The organism is Phycisphaeraceae bacterium (assembly GCA_019636735.1).
GTDB lineage: Bacteria > Planctomycetota > Phycisphaerae > Phycisphaerales > SM1A02 > VGXK01.
This window is the reverse complement of record JAHBWY010000001.1, coordinates 212381-231829: the sequence shown is the minus strand read 5'-3', so window position 1 is coordinate 231829 and position 19449 is coordinate 212381. Positions and strand designations below refer to the sequence as shown.

Sequence of the window (19449 nt, the reverse complement as noted above, 5' to 3'; positions counted from 1 at the left end):
AGGACGGTTCGTTGTCTCTTTTCCAACACGAACCGTCAGCCCATGATTGGGGGTTTGAGTGTTCGCGACGCATTCGGCCGAGTGGCTCACCGCACTGAGCGTGATGGCAGGAGCGGTCAGCACGACGCCGGCCGAGGGGATTCAGGTTCACCACTCCCGCGGGGCTGAACCGAGCGTCCCGGAGGCGCGATCGACGCTCTCGCAGGACTCCATTCGGCGCACTCTGGCGCTGGACTGCCCCGATTGGATCGGCGAGCGTGGATGGGGCGCGGTGGAGCTCGCGTGGGCGCTCGGCCTCGCGCCGCATGACCGGATCTCCCTCCACTCCATCGTGGACGAGCGGGCAAGCTGCCGCGCCACGGCGCTGTCGGCGGCCGAGTCGCAGGCTGCCGCAGGCGGGTTGCCGACAGACCACGACATGGTCAATCTTGAGAGCGTCAAGAGACAGCTTCGTGCGCAGGAGGCATACAGGGAGGCCTGTGAGAAGTGCGACGAGCAGATGCTCCGATCATTGGAACGAAGCATCGACCCATCCGGACCATCGCGACACTCTTCCGAGGCACTCGCTGCATTCTTCGCCCGGCGACGCTTCCTTGCTCCGCCGCCCCACGGCTTCCTCGTGGCGCCGGTTGTGGATTTGGAGCTGGTGGCCGCCAGGCTTGCGGATGGCGGTGACTCCGGGCCCTTTTCCGCGTTGAGGGTGCGCCTCTTCTCGCCGCCTCCTGTGTCCAACGGCCATTCGGAGGATCGTCGCGCCGTGCTCCTGGCCTGGGTCCAGCGCGTGGATGTGGCGAGCGAGGAGCTCAACCAACTGCGGCTCACCCGTGTTCCCCAAGTGCTCCGCTCAACAACAATGGAGGAGCTGTCGCGGGGCCTGGCCTCATTCAAGGCCGAGCTGAAGCGCCGGCGCGGTGCATGGCCGCGAGACGCCTTCGACACCGGTAGTCGAATCGAGGGTCTTCTCGAGTCGGCCGAGGCGCGGCATGCGTGGATGCAATCGGTCCATCGATCCATCGTGCCAAGGCTGCTCCGAGCCTCGACCGCGGAGGCGCTTGGCGCGAGGTTGCTGGCATCGCCCGAGGTCACCGGTGATGTGCGTGATCGCATCGACGCCATCGTGCGCGATATGAACACGATCATGCTCGATGCAGAGCGAACAATGACCTCGCAACTGGTTCGACTGGACCCCTCCCGAGATCTGATGTCAGTCATTCATCAACCCGACGGCACCATTCAGAAGCAGCACGCTCGCCGACACGCTGCATCTGAGGCTGCCATCACGCAGATGCTCGACGCGCTGCCCCCTGCATTGCGCGAATCACACGCGTCCTGGGTCGCTTCCGCCTTGTCGGCGCGAGGCGGTGATCTTCTTCCAGACCCGTAAGGGTCGATCCTCTTCCGGAGACCGAACATGGTGCGTTGCATGCTCTTCGTTGTTGGTCCATTGGTGCTCACCCTTTCCTCTTTGACGACCGCACAGGTTCCAACCTGGACGCCTCATCAGCCCGGCTGGACGCCGCTCCAGCCCCAGGCACCGGCCCCCGGGCCCGGCCCTGCACCACTCGTGCCGACGCAGAGCTACTGGGGCAAGGATGTCTGCACGCCGATTGCAAACTGCCGGACCATCGGAGTGCTCCCCTGTGTCCTCGGCGGCGGGTGTGGCGCGAATCTCGGCTTGTTCGCGTTCTGGTGCGACGGCCCTGCCTTGGTCGTCGAGGAGTGCTCCGGCTGTTGGGCCTGGGGAGTGGAGTGCTTCGACACCATCTCCGGCACGCCTGACTGCGGCCGAGAAGTCACTGCTCCTTGCCTGTGCAACGGGACACTCGGCTCGCCCGTGTTCACCGGTCTGGTGTGCCAGAGGCCGACATGTCACTATTGAGCTGGCCAGCCATTGTGCTTCGCTTGCTTCACCACCTCGCTCGACGATCTCGCCCGAACCATGCCCTTGCCGTGGTGGCCGCATGCTGCATCATCGCGCCGCCCAAGATCGCCTCTGGTCACGGCGAGTGCACGGACCTGCGACCCGAGATGCCCAACGCCTCCACCTCTTTCAGGTTCACCGCGGAGTTCGAGATGGTCGTGGAGAGGGCTGCCCACGAACCCCTGCGTGAAGTGACTCGCGTCAAAGGGGTCTTCGTCGCGGGCGCGTGGGCGTTCGACATCACGCGACAGCCGATGGACGAGGGCGAGACCACCTCCGCTCCAGCGTCCCGGGAGCGAGTCGTCTATGACGGAACACGAGGGTGGATCTGCACGGAGGGCCAGCCTCTCATGGTGGCACCGTCACGAAGCACGGTTCTCCCCGTGCTGCTCTGGTATCTCCCGATGCTTCTGCAGATCGGAGATCGAATCGATGGGGAGCCCGATGCTCGCGGCACGCTCTGGTCTTCGCTTTCCGGCGATCCCTCGATCACTCGAACGGAGACTGACGATGGTTGGCTGGTCAGCGCGAGCTGGCTCCGCGAAGGCGTCGAGTTCGACCGCTTCACCTATCGGTTTGAGAGCAACCCCATTCCGCACCTTCGGGAACACACCGTCACGGTGCAGAGACCCGGCAGCGAGGGTCGGCCTGCGTTCCGCAGTCTGACCGTGATTCGTACCCGCGGCGCCCTCGATGCCGGCCCCCTTCGATTCCCCAAGGCAATCGAGCAGCGGGTTGACACGACCATGGGTGAAGCGACCTCGGTCATGACCGTGACCGGAACGATGCTCACTGCGGCTCCGATGGATGCGATCGAGGCGCGGTCGGTGATCGTCGAAGCGACTCAGCCGGAAACTGGCCGAGTGGTGATCGACATCGCACGAAAGCTGACCTATCAGTGCGGAGATCGGCGCTTCACCCTCGACGGCGTGCGGCGGATCGCTCCGGCACCATTTCGCACGCTTCCCAGCGACGCGGAGCTCGCCGAGCTCCGGACCGCTCCAGTGGCGGGCGCGCCTGACGAAGGTGCTGGACGCTCAGCGCCCTGATACCGAAGCGAGAGCCCCTGGCGCGTCCCTCACGGCAGTCGATCCGAGCTTCGTCGTCGTTCGCCCGCCACTCGTCGAGATAGAGCATCCAGCGCTCGTGACCCGTTCACGAGCGCTGGACGCGTTGGACAGCCTGTCGCCTCGCTCGCAACAGGTCAGACCGAACGGCGGCGACGAGCCGTGACTCCTGCGGCGAGGAGCAGGATCGCGGCACCAGGTGCGGGCACGAAGGAGTGCTCGAAGAATCCGATCGGTGCGCCCGTCGCAGCACGCACCGTCCCGTCGATCTCGACAAAGCCGATGACCTGCCCCTGCTTGGTAATCGTCCCGCCTTCGAACTGCACCGGGCTGAACGCAGTGTTGAAGGTGTAGGTGAAGGAGTCACCGGGCATGACCCATGTGTCGGGCCACTCGATATCGATCGTGTTGAAGTTCGGGCTGATGATGCCACCGCCCGCCGTATCGAGCGTCAGCACAACACGATCGATGGTGCCGCCAGTCCCCGAGTAGGTGGCGTGGAAGTCATCGAAGATGGGCCCCTGGATGTAGGTCCATGTGTGGGACCATCCGAACTCCTGATCGGCGTTCGCTGAAGTTGCGAAGCCAACAGTCACCGCTGCGGTCGTCATGACCGCGCCAAGACAGCTCTTGCCTCTCATGACCATTCCCTCCGTCTGTCTCTGACTGGCGCCGGCAATTGACGGCCCGTGGCCTGACTCACCCTTCCTCGGCGCCAATCGATCAAGCAGGTTTCCACCCACGCCAACGCGGCGGCGGACCAGCCAACGCGGATGACAGTACCTCCGCGCCAGACGATGACAAGAGATCGACCAAAACAATCTCCATGCCTTCGGGGGGGATTCCTCTTTGAGCCTGTGTCGCACTGCACGAACTCGAGCGCGTAGGCTCCCATTCCATGCCCCGCACGCCGTCCCCTCGCCCGCGCACTCGTTCCGCCCTTCACAAGACTTCCTCATCACGCGGTCCGAGTGCATCGCCGCCAACAATCTCACTTGACGAGTTTGCGGCGCGACGCTGTCGCGTCCTCGAGGCGCTGAAGGGCGCCGTTGGCCTCGTCTTTGCAGGCGATGCCGACCCCCACCTCGATCATGGCTATCGACCGCACGCACATTTTGAGTACCTCAGCGGCGTGACCGATGAGCCGGGCGCGATGATCCTCTTCGATCCATCTCATCCGCAGCCGAGCAAGCGCATCTCGCTGCTGCTTCGGCCACTCAACCCCGAAGTCGAGAAGTGGGATGGATTCCGCCATGAGCTCGGTTCATCGCTTCGGGCGCGCACGGGCTTTGAGACCGTGGTGCGCACCACGATGCTTTCACGCATGCTGCTCGAAGCGGCGCGCCGCACCAAGCGACTGGGGTGCCTCATGCCGCTCTCGCCGCACACCGCACCTGTGTCGCAGGACTTGGATGTGTTCCGCCGCAGTACGGAGCGCATTCCCGGCTGTTCGATCGAAGATCGCACGCAGGTCATCGCCCTCATGCGGGCGTCAAAGAGCAGCGCCGAGGTCGAGTGCATCCGTCATGCGGGTGAGATCACGGCCGCAGGGTTCAACGCGGTTCTGCGCTCGCTTCGCCCCGGGCAGAACGAGTTCGATGTGCAACGCACGATCGAGCAGGCGTATCGCGATCACGGCGCACGCGACCTCGCGTTCCGCACCATCGCCGGCGGCGGTTTCAACGCCACCGTCCTCCACTATCACGCGAACAACCAAGCACTCGCCGACAGTGATTGCATCGTCATCGACTCCGCCGCGCGCTGGAATGGCTACTCCGCCGATGTCACGCGGACCTTCCCGGTGAATGGACGATTCACCAAGCGCCAGCGCGAGGTCTACGAGGTGGTGCTCCAGGCGCAGCTCGCGGCGATCAAGGCGTGCCGGCCCGGCCGCTCGCTGCTCGAGATCGACGCGGTGGCGCGTGCGGTCATCACCAAGGCGGGTTTCGGCGATGCCTTCATTCACGGCATCGGTCACCACCTTGGGCTCGAGACGCACGATGTCTCTCCTGACGCGCCGCTTCCGGCCAACGCCGTCGTCACGATCGAGCCCGGCATCTACCTTCCTGCGGAGCGCCTCGGTGTACGCATTGAGGACGATGTGCTGGTCTCGGCAAGGGGACCGGTGGTGCTTACGCCGAACATTCCCAAGGATCCGGACGAGGTCGAGCGCGCGATGTCGCGCCGACTCTAGTGCGGCGCAGCCCTCCGCTCCCACACAGTTCCGCCGGCACTGAGCGTCCGGGGCCGGGGCCGCGGTCCTCACGGCATCCTCGCGGACCCCGTCTCACCAGATTCTGATGGAGCCTTGCGCCGCGTGCGTGGCAAGCAGAGTGAATGACCAGACCGGCGGCACCAGACTGATCGCAACCGCGAGCCACGCGAGCCTCCGTCCGGTGCGCTCGCGCCTTCGCGCAATCCACTCGCAGGCGATGACCACCACCAGCACGAGCGCATACTTGAACGCCACGGCGCCAAGGAAGCCCCAGTGCCAGATGATGAGATCGGCGACGGGATTCACTTCCGATCCGCCGTGTCGCTCAAGGATGTGCCATGTCAGGACAACATCGAGCGTGGAGAAGAGCAGGAACCAGACATACGGCGTCTGGTAGCGCATGGGCGGGAGACTTCTCCAGTTCGTCGGCGCATCCTCCGCGCCCTCAAGCAGCGCCGGCGTTCCTGGATCGCGAAGTGGTTCGTGTTGATCCGCCATGCATCGCCCCGGCGTGACCCTACAGGATCGGATCGTGCGTGGGAAGGTTGTGCGCGGGCGCCGTGTTCAGCGGTACCAGCTTCTGCAACTGCACGCGCTTCGCCTCCTCGGGGTCGACGAAGTCGCTGTGGCATGACGCCTTGCCGCCCTGATCGGCGCCGACGGCCTTGCGAGTCTTGCTTGCCAGCTTGTGGATCTCCTCGGGCGAAAGCACCCCACGCCTGGCGAGGATCTCCTGCTGCTCCGGCGTGAGCGCGGCGGAACGCACCGGCTTGTCACGCCGGTACTCCTCGCTCTTGCCGCTGGCGAACTCGACGATCTCCTTCGAGATCCGCACGCTGCACCAGTCGTGGCCGCACATGGCGCAGAAGTCGGTGTCGACATCGAGGTCTTCATCGTGATACGCCCGCGCCGTATCTGGATCGAAGCTCAGCTCGAAGTGCTTCTCCCAGTTGAGCGCCGCGCGGGCCTTGGTGAGCTCATCGTCGCGATCTCGCGCGCCCGGAATGCCAAGCGCAACATCCGCGGCGTGGGCGGCGATCTTGTAGGCGATGCACCCCTGCTTCACATCGTCCTTCTTGGGCAGGCCGAGATGCTCCTTGGGGGTCACATAGCAGAGCATGCTCGCGCCGTGATAGGCCGCCGCCGTGGCGCCGATGCAGCTCGTGATGTGGTCGTAGCCCGGGAAGATGTCCGTGACGAGCGGCCCGAGCACATAGAAGGGCGCGCCGTGGCAGAGCCGGCGCTCAAGCTTCATGTTGAACTCGATCTGGTCGAAGGGCACATGACCCGGTCCCTCGATCATCACCTGCACGCCCATGCGCCATGCCCGCTCGGTGAGCTCGCCCAGCGTTGTGAGTTCGGCGAGCTGCGCCCGATCAGTCGCGTCGGCCAAGCCACCCGGACGCAGGCCGTCGCCGATCGAGAAAGTCACATCATGGCGGCGCATCACTTCACAGATCAGCTCCCAGCCGTCGTACATGGGGTTCTGCCGACCATGCACCAGCATCCACTTGGCCAAGAGGCTTCCGCCGCGGCTCACGATGCCGATCAGTCGGTCCTTGATGAGCGGCAAATGCTCGCGCAGCACGCCCGCATGAATGGTGAAGTAATCCACCCCCTGCCGCGCCTGGTGTTCGAGCGTCTCGAGAATGACCTCCATGGTGAGGTCCTCGAGCTTGCGTCCGATGATCATCGAGTAGATCGGCACCGTGCCGATTGGCACCGTCGAGGCGCGGATGATCGCGTCGCGGCAGGCGTCGAGATCACCGCCAGTCGAGAGGTCCATCACGGTGTCGGCACCCCAGCGCTCGGCCCAGCGCAGCTTCTCGACTTCTTCTTCGGTGCCGCTCGAGATCGGCGAGGCGCCCATGTTCGCGTTGATCTTGGTGCGACTCGCACGGCCGATGGCCATCGGGTCGAGCCGGTAGCCGAGGTGGGTGCGATTCGCGGGGATCACCATGCGGCCTGCGGCCACTTCGTCGCGCACCTGCTCGGGCGAAAGATGACCTTCGCGCTCCGCCACGCGGCGCATCTGCGGCGTGACGACACCAAGGCGCGCGAACTCCAGTTGGGTGACCGGCTCGAAGCCCGGCGGTGGAACAGCGCGGATGTACGCGCCGACCTGCGCCTGGTTGTGGCCCGCGCAGGCGATTGCGTGCGCGGCTCGATCGTGGTTCACCGTCGCGCCACCGCGACCGCTCGAAGCTGCCGTCGCCCCTCCGGGAACGGCTTCCAGGCGCCACCCCTCCGGCAGGAAGTCCCAGGCGGTCTTCGAGCTCGGTGCGGGCATGCCCGGCGTGTCAGGCGAACTGAATGCCAGCGCCCCGCCCAGATCGGCCCGATTGGCGAAGCTGCCCGGGGTGGTCCCCTGCGATCCCGTCGATGGATTGAAAGCCCCGCGAAGTGGAAGGGCGACCTCGCCCTCACGGCGCATGCCATTGCTGTCGTGAACCATGTGAATCTCGCTTTCCCTACGCCGGTGCGAACCGGATCAGGTTCCACGGGTGCGTCTCAGCGGCGGACCCGGACCGTTCCGGACCGCCGCGCCCCGAGCGAACGCTCCGATCGTAGCACCCCTGCGGGTTATAGCGATTCGCCCCGATCGTCCCCGTGGGGTGAATCGCCTATACTCGCGGGCTCGAAAGGAAACTCGTGTACGGGGTGTGCACCCGGGGATTCCGGCGGCGTGCGTGGGAACGATCCCTGCATGAAGTCGACTCTGGATGGAGATTCCTTGCCATGCTGACCAGCCCTCCGAGATACACCAAGCCTGACCTTCCCCCTCTGGATGACGCCGATCGTCGCCTCATCGGGGTGCTGCTTCAGGATGGTCGTGCCAGCGGCCGCCGCCTCGCGCAAGAGACCGGCTTGAGCGAAGCCAATGTCAGTCGTCGTCTGGCCCGCCTGACCGAGGAGCAGACCATCCGCGTGCGTTGCTGGGTGCCCCCCCAGTACCTCGGGCTGCATTTCCAGGCCACTCTCTTTATGCGGGTGGCTCGGGACCATGCCCAACTTGCCGACCGCCTGCGAAAGACGGGCAGCATGGCGTGGATCACCGGCACGCTCGGCCAGTACGACATGGTCGCCTACTGCTGCGTCGACTCCGCAAGCACCATGCTCTCGATCATCGACGAGCATGTTCTTGGCGCACCCGGCGTACGAGCGGCGACGCTCGCGCCGATCCTCGAGTTCTACACACCCGTCTTCAAGATCGCGCCAGGCGAAGCCAATCAACATGGCGCCCGGCCCGACGCGCAACGGCCGCTCGATGAGACTGATCTCGCGATGATCCGTGAGCTTCAACGGGACGGGCGCCTCAGCTACGCCGACCTCGCGCAGCGCATTGGCATCTCGGCGACGAGTGCGGCTGATCGCTTCCGACGCTTGACCGCGGATGGCGTGGTCGACATCGTGACCTTCGTCGATCCGCCGCGCATGGGATTGCATCTCTCGGGGTCGTTCCTGATTGCGGCATCGGCTCCGCTTCGACCGCTGATGAAGCAGCTCGGCTCGAATCCCGAGCTCACGCTCTTCACCGCGCATGCCGGTGACTTCCAGGGGTATGTCGCCTTCAACTGCCGCGACGAGGCGCACTACGAAGACCTGCGTTCGCGCGTGCTCGCCGTCGAGGGCGTCCGCGATGTGCAGCCCCTCATCTTCTCGAAGCTCTATCACGAGAGCGTGGAGTGGGGCCGCGCCACCGGGTCCGAGTCGGAGCGCAGCACGCCCGCGACGGCGGCGACTCCGGCCGCGGCAAGCAAGGCGCCTAAGCCAGCCACCTCGTCGAACGGCAACGGGTCGGCTCACCCGGCGATGCGGAGCGCTCCACGGGCCACTCCGCCCGCTGCGCAGGGACGAACCACGGCCTTCACGACCGCGCCGCAGTCCACTGCTCGCGTGCCATCGAGATGAAATCGATCGAGGGCACCGGCTCGGGGAGTGCGCCGATCTGCCGCAGCATGTTCATGAGCTGCGCCATGTGGTAGTGCTGGTGCGTGGCGACATGAATGAGCACCTCGCCCATGGAGGTGGTCAAGTCCTTGTCGCCGCGCCGCCGAACCGCCGCTTCATCGAGCTTCTCCTGCGTCAAGCCGGAGAGGACGCGCTCCCACCGAGCGTCGGTTGACGCCCACGCCTCTTCGAGTGCTGCCAGCGATGGAAAGGCATCCGCGCCGGGGATGTTCGTGTTCGGATCGATGTGCTCGAGCACATTCAGCCAGACCACCTCGGCGCCGTGACAGTGCACGAGCACGCCCATGATGCTGCCCGGTCCCATCGGGAATGGGCGCCGGAGCGTGGCACCATCGAGCGGACGCACAAACCCGAGGACCTTGTGGCGAACCCACACGCGGTGGTCATGCAGGCGACGGATGGCGTCGATGGCTGTTCTCATGATGCGTAGGCTATGCGGCTGGCTCCCATGAAGGACTCCTCGCCAGCACCAACGCCAGCCCCCCGGCCCGCACTCGCCACCTCGCCCGCCCCGCGCCGCGTTCCGCTGGCGGCCACCCTCGACGATGTGCGAGAGGCTGCGGAGCGAATCCGCCCCTTTGCTCACCGCACTCCGGTGCACACGAGCCGAACGCTCGATGCGCTCTGCGGCCGAGAGCTCTTCTTCAAGTGTGAGCTCTTCCAGCGCGTGGGTGCGTTCAAGTTCCGCGGTGCCTGCAACGCCGTCATGAAGTTGAGCGACGCCGAAGCGGCGCGAGGCGTGGTCACGCACTCCTCGGGCAACCACGCGCAGGCGCTCGCGCTCGCGGCACGGTTGCGAGGCATTCCCGCCTTCGTCGTCATGCCCTCCAACGCGCCGCGCGTGAAGCGCCAGGCGGTCGAGGAGTACGGCGCCGAAGTCATTCCCTGCGAACCGACGCTGGAAGCGCGCGAGCGCACCGCGGCGGAAGTGGTGGCCCGCACCGGGGGAACGCTGATTCCGCCCTATGACCACCCGAGTGTCATTGCGGGACAGGGCACAATGGCGCTCGAGCTCCTTGAGCAGGCACCCGAGCTTGAGGCGATCGTCGTGCCCGTCGGCGGTGGCGGCATGATCTCGGGCGTGGCCATTGCCGCCAAGGCGCTGAAGCCCAGCATCCGCATCATCGGCGCTGAACCCGAAGCGGTCGGCGATGCCGCGCTTGGCAAGCGCACCGGCCGATTGGAACCCGCGACGAATGCACCCACCATGGCCGATGGCTTGAAGACCGCGCTTGGCGAGCTCACCTTCCCCGTGGTGCAGACGCTGGTCGATGAGATCATCACCGTCGATGAGGCGTCGATTGTCCGCGCGATGCGACTCGTCTGGGAGCGCATGAAGCTGCTCATCGAGCCGAGCGCCGCGGTCGGCGTGGCCGCCGTGCTTGGCGCGCCACCGCCGGAGCGCCGCATCGGCATCATTCTCTGCGGCGGAAATGTCGATCTCGATGCGCTACCGTGGTGAGACGGCCGACCGCCTCGAACATGGACTCGATCAGCCCCAGTTGCCGAGCAGGATCGCGATGTCGGCGCCGTTGACCGCGCCGTCATTGTTCAGGTCTGCGGCACAGCCCGTGCAGGTGCCCCACTGGCCCAGCAGGATCGCGAGATCGGCGCCGTTCACGATGCAGTCGCCGTTGAGATCGCCAAGCGGACCGCTCGTGCTGCCCTCGCCACTCAGATCCGCGCTCAGGGCGAAGCTGAGCGTGCCATCGCTGAAAGTGCCCGAGAAGAGCAGGTGCGCGAAGGCGCCTGGCGGCAGCAGGGTCGGCAGATCGAAGGGCACATTCTCGATGGTCTGTCCGCCGGTGGGCACATCCGTCTCGGTGGCGGGAATCTCGATCGCGACCACGGCGATGTAGTCACCCGTCAGCGTGGGAAAGAGCTCGGCGACGATCGGAAGCGCGATCGGTGACGGCGGCACCTCGATCGGCTGTCCGAGGAGCGACGCGACGAATGAGAGCTCCGCCGGGACGACGGCCGTCAGGATGAGCGACTCGCCGACGCCCGGCACCAGCGCACCCTGCGCGGGCTTCGTCTGGACCACCAGCGCCTCGGTGATCGAACCCGCGGGGATCGGAAGCGTGACATTCGACACTCCGGGGAAGACAGCAGTCGGCTGAACCGTGTTGAAGTTCGGGTAGCTGATCGTGAGGTTGATGGTCAGTGGCGCCGGGCTCCCGCGAACGAGGTCGAACTCGGTGCAGGTGACTTCCGCCACGCCGCCCCCGAGATCCTTCACGCAGAAGGTGAAGACCGGAACGGCCGTCGGCAGGTTCAGGTTCAGCTCGGGCTTCACCGTGGAGGTGTACGCGATGGGGTTGTTGCCGCTTCCACCGAAGAGACCCGGCCGAGTGCGCGTGCCGCCCGGATTGTCGACGGGGTCCCAATCGCCGATGAAGGTGCCCGCGAGCGGCAGCGCCAGCGAGAAGTTGAGGCTATCGCCCGGCGATGCGAAGAGCTCGAAGCGGGTGGTGCACTCCACGCCAGCGATGGCGCCGGACGAGAAGGCGACTGAAGTCAGGAGGGCCAACGAGAGAGCTGAACGGCGCGGCATGGACACAACTCCGGGGGGTGGCTGGTGAGACGACTCAACCTAACACACGGCCACCCAAATGCGAAGTCCAGGATCGCGCGAAGTGTGAATCGGCCTTGAAAACGGCCTCAGCCCGTCCAGTTCCCGAGCAGGATTGCGATGTCCGCACCATTCACCACGCCATCGCCGTTCAGGTCGGCGGGGCAGCCTCCGCAGGCTCCCCAATTCCCGAGCACGATCGCGAGATCGATGCCATTCACCAGGCCATCGCCGTTGAGGTCGCCCGTCACGCCACCGCAGGCGAGGCACTCGACCTCGACCTGCCAGTGAAGTCCGAAGAAGCCGGGATTGAATGGCGGATCGTCGGGGCCGGGCGGAGGGAGGTCGGGGTTCTGCTCATCGCAGGGCTGGCCCGAAACAAAGTTCCGCTCCGGGATGCCGGGGGCAAGCACGAAGTGATGCTGACCGGGTTCAAGGCAGGCGTCGACGACCAGCGGCGCACAGTGCATGGCGCTTGTGTCAGCGAGAAGCTCAAGAGGTCCTTCGCACACGCCGCGCACATGGAGCACGCGCACCGGGAACTCCGCCACGACATGGAAGCGGACTCTCACTGGCGCGTCGACTTCCATGAGGAACCAGTCCCCATCGCGCGGGGCGCCGGTCGTCGACTTCCCGTCGAACTTCGCGCCGCAGGTGAGCTCAAGCCAGTTCGCCGAGAACGGCGAATTGCCGGTGCAGCCCTGGTTGAGTCGCTGGTAGCAGGGCTCCTCCTCGTTGACTGAATCTGCGGCGGGCGGAGGAAGCTGGCATGGTGCCGTGGTGCAGAAGAGCAGCGCCTGTGTGACGCAGAGTTCATCCCACGACGCGCTCCCACAGAAGCTGTCGAGTCGCGAGATGATCGCGCAGCAGGTCGCGTCATCGCACCCGCGCGTTGAGTGCACCTCGAAGCATGAACCGGGGCTCGGACAGAAGAGATTCACACAGAGCTGCTGCGCATAGTCGACGCAGATCTCATCCCAGCCATCGGTGCAGCATGAGGGGTCGAAGAGGCACACTTCGGCGCAGCAGGGCGTGGTGAAACAGCCCGGCGCGCCGTGCGGCTCGCTGCAGAGGCCGTTGGGCGGGCCGCAAGTCGGCGGAATGTCGGCAATTCCACCGTCGCTCAGCCGTCGCGACGGCGGCGGCGGCGCGGGCGCATCAGAGGCGCCACCGATTCCGAAGTCACCGAGCACACGGGCGACCGCGGCGGCCCCCTCATCGCGGGCGTGTGCGACTCGTGCGGCGAGGGCCGTCGTGTTGGCCTGCGCCCGGGCATCGGGCTCTTCGACCACGCGTGAAGCGCCGGACTTCACCGGCCAAGCGGCTGCCTCTTCGGGAAGTCCGCCCGAAGCGGACTCCGCGACGCCGCCACAACCTGGCGCGCCCGGCGTGATGTTGCGATAGACCTGCACCCTGTTGAAGGCGATGTCGACCGAGAGGAGATCGGGCAGGCAGTCGCCAGTCAGATCGGCGATGCGCACATGCCGCACGAAGGAGCCGGTGCTGATCTCCTGCGCCACATTGAAGCCGCCGCTTCCGTTGTTTCGCAGCACGAAGATGCCACCTGGCAGCGCTGTCGTCATCACGAGATCGACATCGCCGTCGAGGTCGAGATCCCCCGCTTCAACGGCCCACGCATAGCCCTCGAAGGTGACGGGCGTCCAGGTTCGATCGGCGAAGTCACCACTGCCGTCGTTGCGGAACATCACCAGCGCCTGCGCCGACAGGAGGTTGAGTCCCGCCGTCGCGACATCGAGCGCCCCGTTGCCGGTGAAGTCACCGATGGCACCCAACGAGACTCCGGGACGCTCCGACCCGATCAGCGGCACGCGCCATGAGCGCGGATCACCGAGCGATGCCCCGCCCAGACCAGGATGCATCGTCAGCGCTCCCGCGCCCGTCGCAATCGAGAGGAGGTCCGGCGCCCCGGCACCATCGACCTCCGCGCGGCCGAGCCACTGCGGAAAGGAGGGCCCCGCAGACCACGGCATGATCGGTTCCTGCGGTCGCGCGGCATGACCTCCGATGCCGGTGGGCTGAAGGGCTCGCAGCGCGGAGTTGAGGTACTGGAGCGAGAAGATCGGTCGCTCCCCCGAGTCGTTCGCCTCGCCCACGGTGACCACGCGGCACTCGCGGCCCACATCCGTGAAGATCGGCTCCGCGAAGGCGAAGCCGCCAAGGCCATGCATGACCGCCGTGCGCCCGTTCGAGCTGCGCACGGCCAGAACGAGATCGACGATTCCATCTCCGTTCATGTCCACGGCTTCGACCCAATCGGTCGGCGCACCGACAATCACCTCGGTCAGATTGGTGAATGACCCGTTGCCCGTGCCCTTCATGAGATAGATGCGACCTGCCGCATTTCGACCGGGAAAGACCGCATCGAGGATGCCGTCACCATCGAGGTCGACAAGATCGGGCCGAGTGGGTCCGAGCGGCGCGGGAAAGGTGAAGCTCCACGCGAGCGTGAACTGCGGTCCATCATCGGGGCGGGCCGTGGCGTCGTGCGCCGTCAGCGCAATCGACGCGCCGACGGTTCCGGCGAGGAGCGCAGTGCGAAGGCCGTGAGTTCGGACGCGCGAGGCGTTCATCGGGGTGATGTGCATGCGAGCGGGGTGCAGCGCGGGGCGGGAACGAGCATCGGGGCGGTGTGGCACGCGACAAGCGTAGCGCGGCTCACGGTCTCGCCGGGGTTCCTAGCATTTGATCGATGCGCTCCATGCGCGCCCGATGCTGCGGGCGATCGGGCTCAAGGAGCGTCAGGGCCCGAATGTGCTCCCGCGCCTCTCGAAGCGAACCCGCCTCGATCGCCGTCGCGGCGGCAAGTTCTCGGAGCGTCGCGTTGTAAGGGTCGATGCGGACCGCCTTGGTGGCATGCGTCAAAGCGCCGGCCGGGTCGCCGAGGCGCCGCTTCAGCGTGGCGAGTTCAATCGCGAAGCTGTTGCTCCGCTCTTCAAGTCGATCGAGCGCCTCGAGGTGGGGAATCGCGGCGGCGTCATCGCCGGCGGCAAGGGCCGCGCGAGCGAGCAAGCGATGCGGGTGGGGATCGACCGGCCGAGCGTGCTGATAGGCCTCAAGCAGGGCAGCGCTGGTGGCGTCGACATGATCGACCTCGCGCATGCGCCGGCGGATCTTGATCTCGAGAAGGTCGGGGTGGTCGGGAAACTCGCTCAACCACTGATCAAGGACATCGTCGGGAATGGAGATCGGGCGTCGCCGGATGGGTGGCCACTCCTCGGCTCGAATCGCACCCCGTCCGCCGCGCCGCGGGGCACCGACCTCGTCGGCAATGGCGAAGGCCACGCGTCGAAGCCGCGCCGCCTTGGCTTCCTCGAGCGCCTCCCGCTGCGCTGCATCGGTGAGACGCAGACGATCGGTGAGTTCATCGAGCGAGGGCGTGGGTGCCAGGCCCCATCGCGCGACATCGGCGCGCGCCCACTCGAGGAACTGCTGGTGGAACTCTCCGCGATCGATGCCGAGCGCGTTGCGAATGGCCACGCGCTCGGGCTCGCCGTCAAAGTAGCGCTCGAGCAGGCGAGGCAGGGCCTCCATGCCGAAGCGCTCGTTCATGAACTCCACCATCCAGTGACCCTGCGCATAGGCGAGGCTGCGATCGGTGGGTCGTCGCGGGCGCACGAAGGCCCAGTTGATCGCGTCGAGATCGAAGAGCTCGCCCGCCGCGAGCGCGCCAGCGAGCATCTGGCAGGTCTCCCACGAGCGCGGCTTCGTCTCCATGCTGACGGCGGCGGCCTCGGTCAGCCAGTGTGGAATGCGATTGCGCGTCTGCGAGAGCGTGATCGTGTGCGTGTACTCATGGCGGAGCACTTCGAGCCAGTCGAAGAGACCGAGGTGCTTCTCGGGTGCCCCTTCTCGCGGCACTTCAAGGGCGATCACCGGGCCGGTGCACGCGGCAATCGTGTGAATCCACGGCATGCCGGTGATCCGCACCGCGAAGAGGCGGTGGTCGGGCATGAGTTCGATCACCGTGCGCACGGCAGGCTCGTGACCGAAGCGCCCGGCGACATCGCGGTGCATCGCGTCGAGTGCTTCGGGCATCATGGCGGCAACGACCTCATCGACGCCAGGCTTGTAGCGAATGATGAAGTGTTCGCTCTCGAGCGTGGCCCAGTTGGCCATTTCATCGAGAAGGGTCAGGCTGAAGGCACTCCGCTTGTTGAAGGGATCGAGGCGCGCGGCCTCGCGGAGCGCGGCTCGAGCGCGATCATCTCGGCCGGACTGCATCTCGAGGAGCCCCAGCTCGATGCGGGGCGCCGCCCATGAAGGACGGCGGCGGATCGCCTCCTCGAGCATGTCCGCGGCCTCGCCATACTGCCGGTCAAGAGAGAGAAAGCGCCCGACCGTGTAGAAGCCGAGCGCACTCCCAGGCGAGAGCGCCTCGAGCTTCTCGAGCCACTGGACGGTGCCCGCTTCGTCGTAGCGCATCGCATCGGCCGCGGCGCGGAGCGCCAAAGCGTCGCGCAGGTCGGGCTCGCGCCGAAGGAGCGCATCGAGCCGTTCGGCCGCGGAATCGGGGTCGTTCTGGACGATCTCCGACCGAGCATCAAGAAGATCCGCCCACGCATGCCGCGGTGACAGTCGCCGCAGCGCCGCCGACGCGCGACGGGCGCCGTCAAAGTCGAAGCGCGCAAGCGCAAAGCGACCGAGCGCATACCAGGCGTCGCTTGAACGAGGATTCATCGAGAGCGCCTGAAGAAGCGCCGTGGCCGCCTCGACCGGGTTGTCCTTCTCTTCGAGAAGAAGACCCTCGGCAAGGACCGCGGGCCAGTAGGCGCGATCGAGATCGCGGGCCCGGCCAAGCGCTTCCATCATGCGGTGCCAGTCGCGAGCGGGCTGATCTTCCAATCTCGCGCGGATGGAGAGCGCTTCGACCGCAGCCACGAGGGCTGGCGCGGTGGCTTCGCGATCGTCGATGGCCGAGGCGGCGATGATGGCGGCGGCGAGGGCCTCGTCGCGTCGACCAAGGAGCTCGAGCGCGCGCGCCCGGAGCGCGGCGCGCACCGTGCGCTCCTCGATCGAAGTGGCGTCAGCGAGGGGCGGTGCGGCGCCCGCGTCGGCGGCTGGCGCCTCGGCAGCATCAGCAGCCGGCGGCCGCTCGACCTCGGCCAGCAGGTGCAGCGCCTCTTCGGCTCGGCCGCGCCGAAGCAGCGCTTCCGCGCGAAGGACGAGGGGTGTCGCCGGATCGATGATCGACGGATCATCGAGTCGCCATGACTCGATCGCCGCCCGCGCGCGCCGCGAAGGTCGATCGAGGTCGCGTTCATCCCAGACTCCGTGAAAGACGCGCCGGTCGCGCCGCTCATCCGGAGTGAGGTACGCCGCGTCGAGATCGCGCTCGATGGCGGGGAGCAGCACCGCAGCCTCGGGCACAAGTTGCGGCGGCCCCTGCGAGACCGCCGCGCTCGACGCGCTGAGCACAGCGACCCCGACCATCGTCGTGAGTGGTGTGGTCGCTGCGATCGCAGTGGACCACCGTGTCTCCGCATTCCAGTTCATCAAGAAGTTGACCACGGTCCGCGTGAGCCTCGCGGTCGCGCGCGTGCCATTGGTCACGGCGTGATGAACCTGCCGGGCGAACATGATCACTCCCTGTCCATCGGCTCGGCGGAGCGCCGCCATGGGCGAACATCGACACTCCAACCTTCGCGCGGATCAGGCGTGCGGATTCGCATGATGGCCCGGTCGCCCTCCGAGACACCAGAGTTCATGGCGGGGTTCCGCAGGAGCACTTCAACGCGATTGCCATTCACGCGACGCTGAATCACGCCGCGCGGCAGATGCGATGACGCGTCGTAGAAGAGGTCCACGGAGATGGTCTCCCGCGCATCGGGCGTGCCCGCCTTCGGCGTAAGGCGCACACCGCGCACTCCCTCGAGGCGCTGGAGCAAGCCAGACGAGGGCACCTGCGCGGGCATGGCGTCGAAGTAGGCAAGGGCGTCATCGGCGCGCTGGCCGATGGGAATCGGCAGCGGCCCTTCGCCCACGCGCAGCGGATCGAAGGTCTCACCCGGGGGAACGACCTGGCGATTCACGAACTGGCGCCGATCGTGATCGACCTCCGCGAACCACCCCGAGTCGTAAATGAAGTGGCGCCGACTCTCATCGGCCCGTCCATCGGGCCCGATGAAGCGATCGAGCAGCAGCACGATGCGCGTGCCATCCTCGCTCGCGCGGCTGCTGTCGGCGGCGCGGCGCCCTTCGAGCACCACGCGCCCCATGCGCCGCTCGCTCTCTTCCGTGAGCGCATCGACTCGGTCAATCACAACCTCGGCGCTGAAGTCGCGAAGCCCCTCGGTGGTCTCTTCGACTTCGCGCAGCAGCGCCTCAGCTTCGGCGCGCTGCGCGGCAAGGAATGACACCAGCACCAGTGATGCAAGTACGCTCATGCGAGGGCCTCAAACCCGCTGACTTCCAGGCCGAAGCCATGAAGGCCCGGGAGTGAACGCGGGTGATTCGAGAGAAGACGCAGGCGCCGCAAGCCGAGATCCCGCAGGATCTGCCCGCCTATGCCAAAGTGACGCAGATCCATCGGCTGGGCCTTGGCGCCGATTCCATCGGGCGAGAGAAGGTCCGGCGCGTTGACATCGCGCCCTGCTCGTCGGCGGATCCGCTGGATTCGATCGGGAAGATCGAAGCCGCTGCCCTCGCTGCGCAGGTAGACGAGCGCCCCGCGCCCCTCGCGGCGAATGGCGCGGAGACTCCGCCGGATCGTCTCCTGGCCAGGGTCGCCGCCGTTGAAGCTGACCCCGAAGACATCGCCGAGGATTTCGCGCCGATGCATGCGAACGAGAACCGGCTCATCGACCTCGGGGATGCGGCCATTCTCCACGGGAACGCCGATTCCGCCGAGCGTCAGCGCCAGATGCGGCAGCGCGTCGATGGAACTCTGCCATGCGAAGAGCCGGAATGGCCCCTCTGGCGTGGCGATCTCGCTGCCATCGAGCGGCTCCATGCGCTCGATGAGCGCCTCGCGCGCCAGGCGCCACTCGATGATCTGCTCCACGGAGCACATCCGAAGTCCATGCTGAGTGCAGAGGCGCTCGAGGTCGGGAACGCGCGCCATCTCGCCGTCTTCGCGCACCACCTCGATGATGACCGCCGCGGGCGAGAGACCCGCGAGTCGGCAGAGATCGACGCTGCCCTCCGTCTGCCCGGTTCGCACCAGCACGCCGCCATCCCGGGCGCGCAGCGGATTGATATGCCCGGGACGCACGAAGTCATCGGGTCGCGATGACGCGTCGACGAGCATGCGGATCGTCTTCACCCGATCGGCGGCGGAGATGCCGGTGCCCACGCCATGGCGCGGGTGACCATCGACGCTCACCGTGAAAGGCGTGCCCCGCAGCGAAGTGTTCTGCGCCGTCTGCGGGCCGAGATCGAGTCGATCGCAGGTCTCGCCATCGAGCGACACGCACAGGTAGCCACCGCCGATGCGCGTCATGAAGTTGAGCGTCGCGATGTCGAGCTTCTCGGCCGCGCAGACGAAGTCACCTTCGTTCTCTCGATCTTCGTCGTCCACAAGCACAATGACGCGACCGGCGCGAAGGTCTTCCAAGATGTCCGGGATCGGTGACAGGGGCATGAAGAGCCCACATCGTAGCGCAGCGCCGCGGCCAATGTTCCTATAACGATGGCCCAGCGGCGATGTAATGGGACCTCCGACAAATGGGACTGGACAGAGTGG

14 protein-coding genes and 1 riboswitch are annotated in these 19449 nt (G+C 66.4%); of the genes, 5 read left to right on the top strand and 9 right to left on the bottom strand.

What is annotated here, in order from left to right; genetic code table 11:
• Positions 1-58 precede the first annotated feature (58 nt).
• Entirely contained in the window at positions 59-1384 is a 1326-nt protein-coding gene (locus tag KF724_00875) for a hypothetical protein (protein MBX3354234.1), read from the top strand.
• Between the two features lie 482 nt (positions 1385-1866).
• Complete coding sequence (locus KF724_00870; GenBank protein ID MBX3354233.1) at positions 1867-2970, top strand: hypothetical protein; 1104 nt, start codon at positions 1867-1869, stop codon at positions 2968-2970.
• Positions 2971-3125: 155 nt separating this feature from the next.
• Here KF724_00870 and KF724_00865 read toward each other — a convergent pair whose 3' ends face one another.
• The gene (locus tag KF724_00865) at positions 3126-3629 is read right to left on the bottom strand and encodes a hypothetical protein (GenBank protein ID MBX3354232.1); all 504 of its coding nucleotides are present in this window, start codon (positions 3627-3629) and stop codon (positions 3126-3128) included.
• 257 nt (positions 3630-3886) lie between these two features.
• Between KF724_00865 and KF724_00860 the strand changes: the two genes are divergently transcribed.
• On the top strand, positions 3887-5182 hold the full coding sequence (locus KF724_00860) for an aminopeptidase P N-terminal domain-containing protein (protein ID MBX3354231.1): 1296 nt from the start codon (positions 3887-3889) through the stop codon (positions 5180-5182).
• Positions 5183-5275: 93 nt separating this feature from the next.
• Here the strand turns inward: KF724_00860 and KF724_00855 are convergent, their stop codons facing one another.
• On the bottom strand, positions 5276-5701 hold the full coding sequence (locus KF724_00855) for a hypothetical protein (GenBank protein MBX3354230.1): 426 nt from the start codon (positions 5699-5701) through the stop codon (positions 5276-5278).
• A gap of 19 nt (positions 5702-5720) precedes the next feature.
• Complete coding sequence (thiC, locus tag KF724_00850) at positions 5721-7493, bottom strand: phosphomethylpyrimidine synthase ThiC (protein ID MBX3354229.1); 1773 nt, start codon at positions 7491-7493, stop codon at positions 5721-5723.
• 160 nt (positions 7494-7653) lie between these two features.
• Positions 7654-7764: riboswitch (TPP riboswitch) on the bottom strand.
• A 178-nt stretch (positions 7765-7942) separates the two neighbouring features.
• Between thiC and KF724_00845 the strand changes: the two genes are divergently transcribed.
• Entirely contained in the window at positions 7943-9115 is a 1173-nt protein-coding gene (locus tag KF724_00845; protein MBX3354228.1) for an Lrp/AsnC family transcriptional regulator, read from the top strand.
• On the opposite strand, the gene KF724_00840 is transcribed toward KF724_00845, so the two are convergent.
• Positions 9072-9596, bottom strand: coding sequence for a DinB family protein (locus KF724_00840; GenBank protein ID MBX3354227.1), 525 nt, complete (start codon positions 9594-9596; stop codon positions 9072-9074). The two genes, KF724_00845 and KF724_00840, sit on opposite strands and share 44 nt — an antisense overlap.
• 27 nt (positions 9597-9623) lie before the next feature.
• Between KF724_00840 and KF724_00835 the strand changes: the two genes are divergently transcribed.
• Positions 9624-10637 (top strand): pyridoxal-phosphate dependent enzyme, encoded by a 1014-nt coding sequence (locus KF724_00835; GenBank protein ID MBX3354226.1) that lies wholly within the window; start codon positions 9624-9626, stop codon positions 10635-10637.
• Between the two features lie 30 nt (positions 10638-10667).
• Here KF724_00835 and KF724_00830 read toward each other — a convergent pair whose 3' ends face one another.
• The 5 genes from KF724_00830 to ribB all read right to left on the bottom strand — a co-directional run bounded on the left by KF724_00830 (position 10668) and on the right by ribB (position 19347).
• On the bottom strand, positions 10668-11729 hold the full coding sequence (locus tag KF724_00830; protein ID MBX3354225.1) for a hypothetical protein: 1062 nt from the start codon (positions 11727-11729) through the stop codon (positions 10668-10670).
• 107 nt (positions 11730-11836) lie between these two features.
• Positions 11837-14404: a VCBS repeat-containing protein gene (locus tag KF724_00825; GenBank protein ID MBX3354224.1), complete on the bottom strand. Its 2568-nt coding sequence runs from the start codon at positions 14402-14404 to the stop codon at positions 11837-11839.
• 19 nt (positions 14405-14423) lie between these two features.
• A complete protein-coding gene (locus KF724_00820) occupies positions 14424-17384 on the bottom strand; it encodes a tetratricopeptide repeat protein (protein MBX3354223.1) in 2961 nt (986 codons plus the stop codon).
• Complete coding sequence (locus KF724_00815) at positions 17348-18151, bottom strand: hypothetical protein (GenBank protein ID MBX3354222.1); 804 nt, start codon at positions 18149-18151, stop codon at positions 17348-17350. The genes KF724_00820 and KF724_00815 overlap by 37 nt, the downstream gene beginning before the upstream one ends.
• On the bottom strand, positions 18148-19347 hold the full coding sequence (gene ribB, locus KF724_00810) for a 3,4-dihydroxy-2-butanone-4-phosphate synthase (GenBank protein MBX3354221.1): 1200 nt from the start codon (positions 19345-19347) through the stop codon (positions 18148-18150). Before ribB ends, KF724_00815 begins: the two co-directional genes overlap by 4 nt.
• Positions 19348-19449 lie beyond the last annotated feature (102 nt).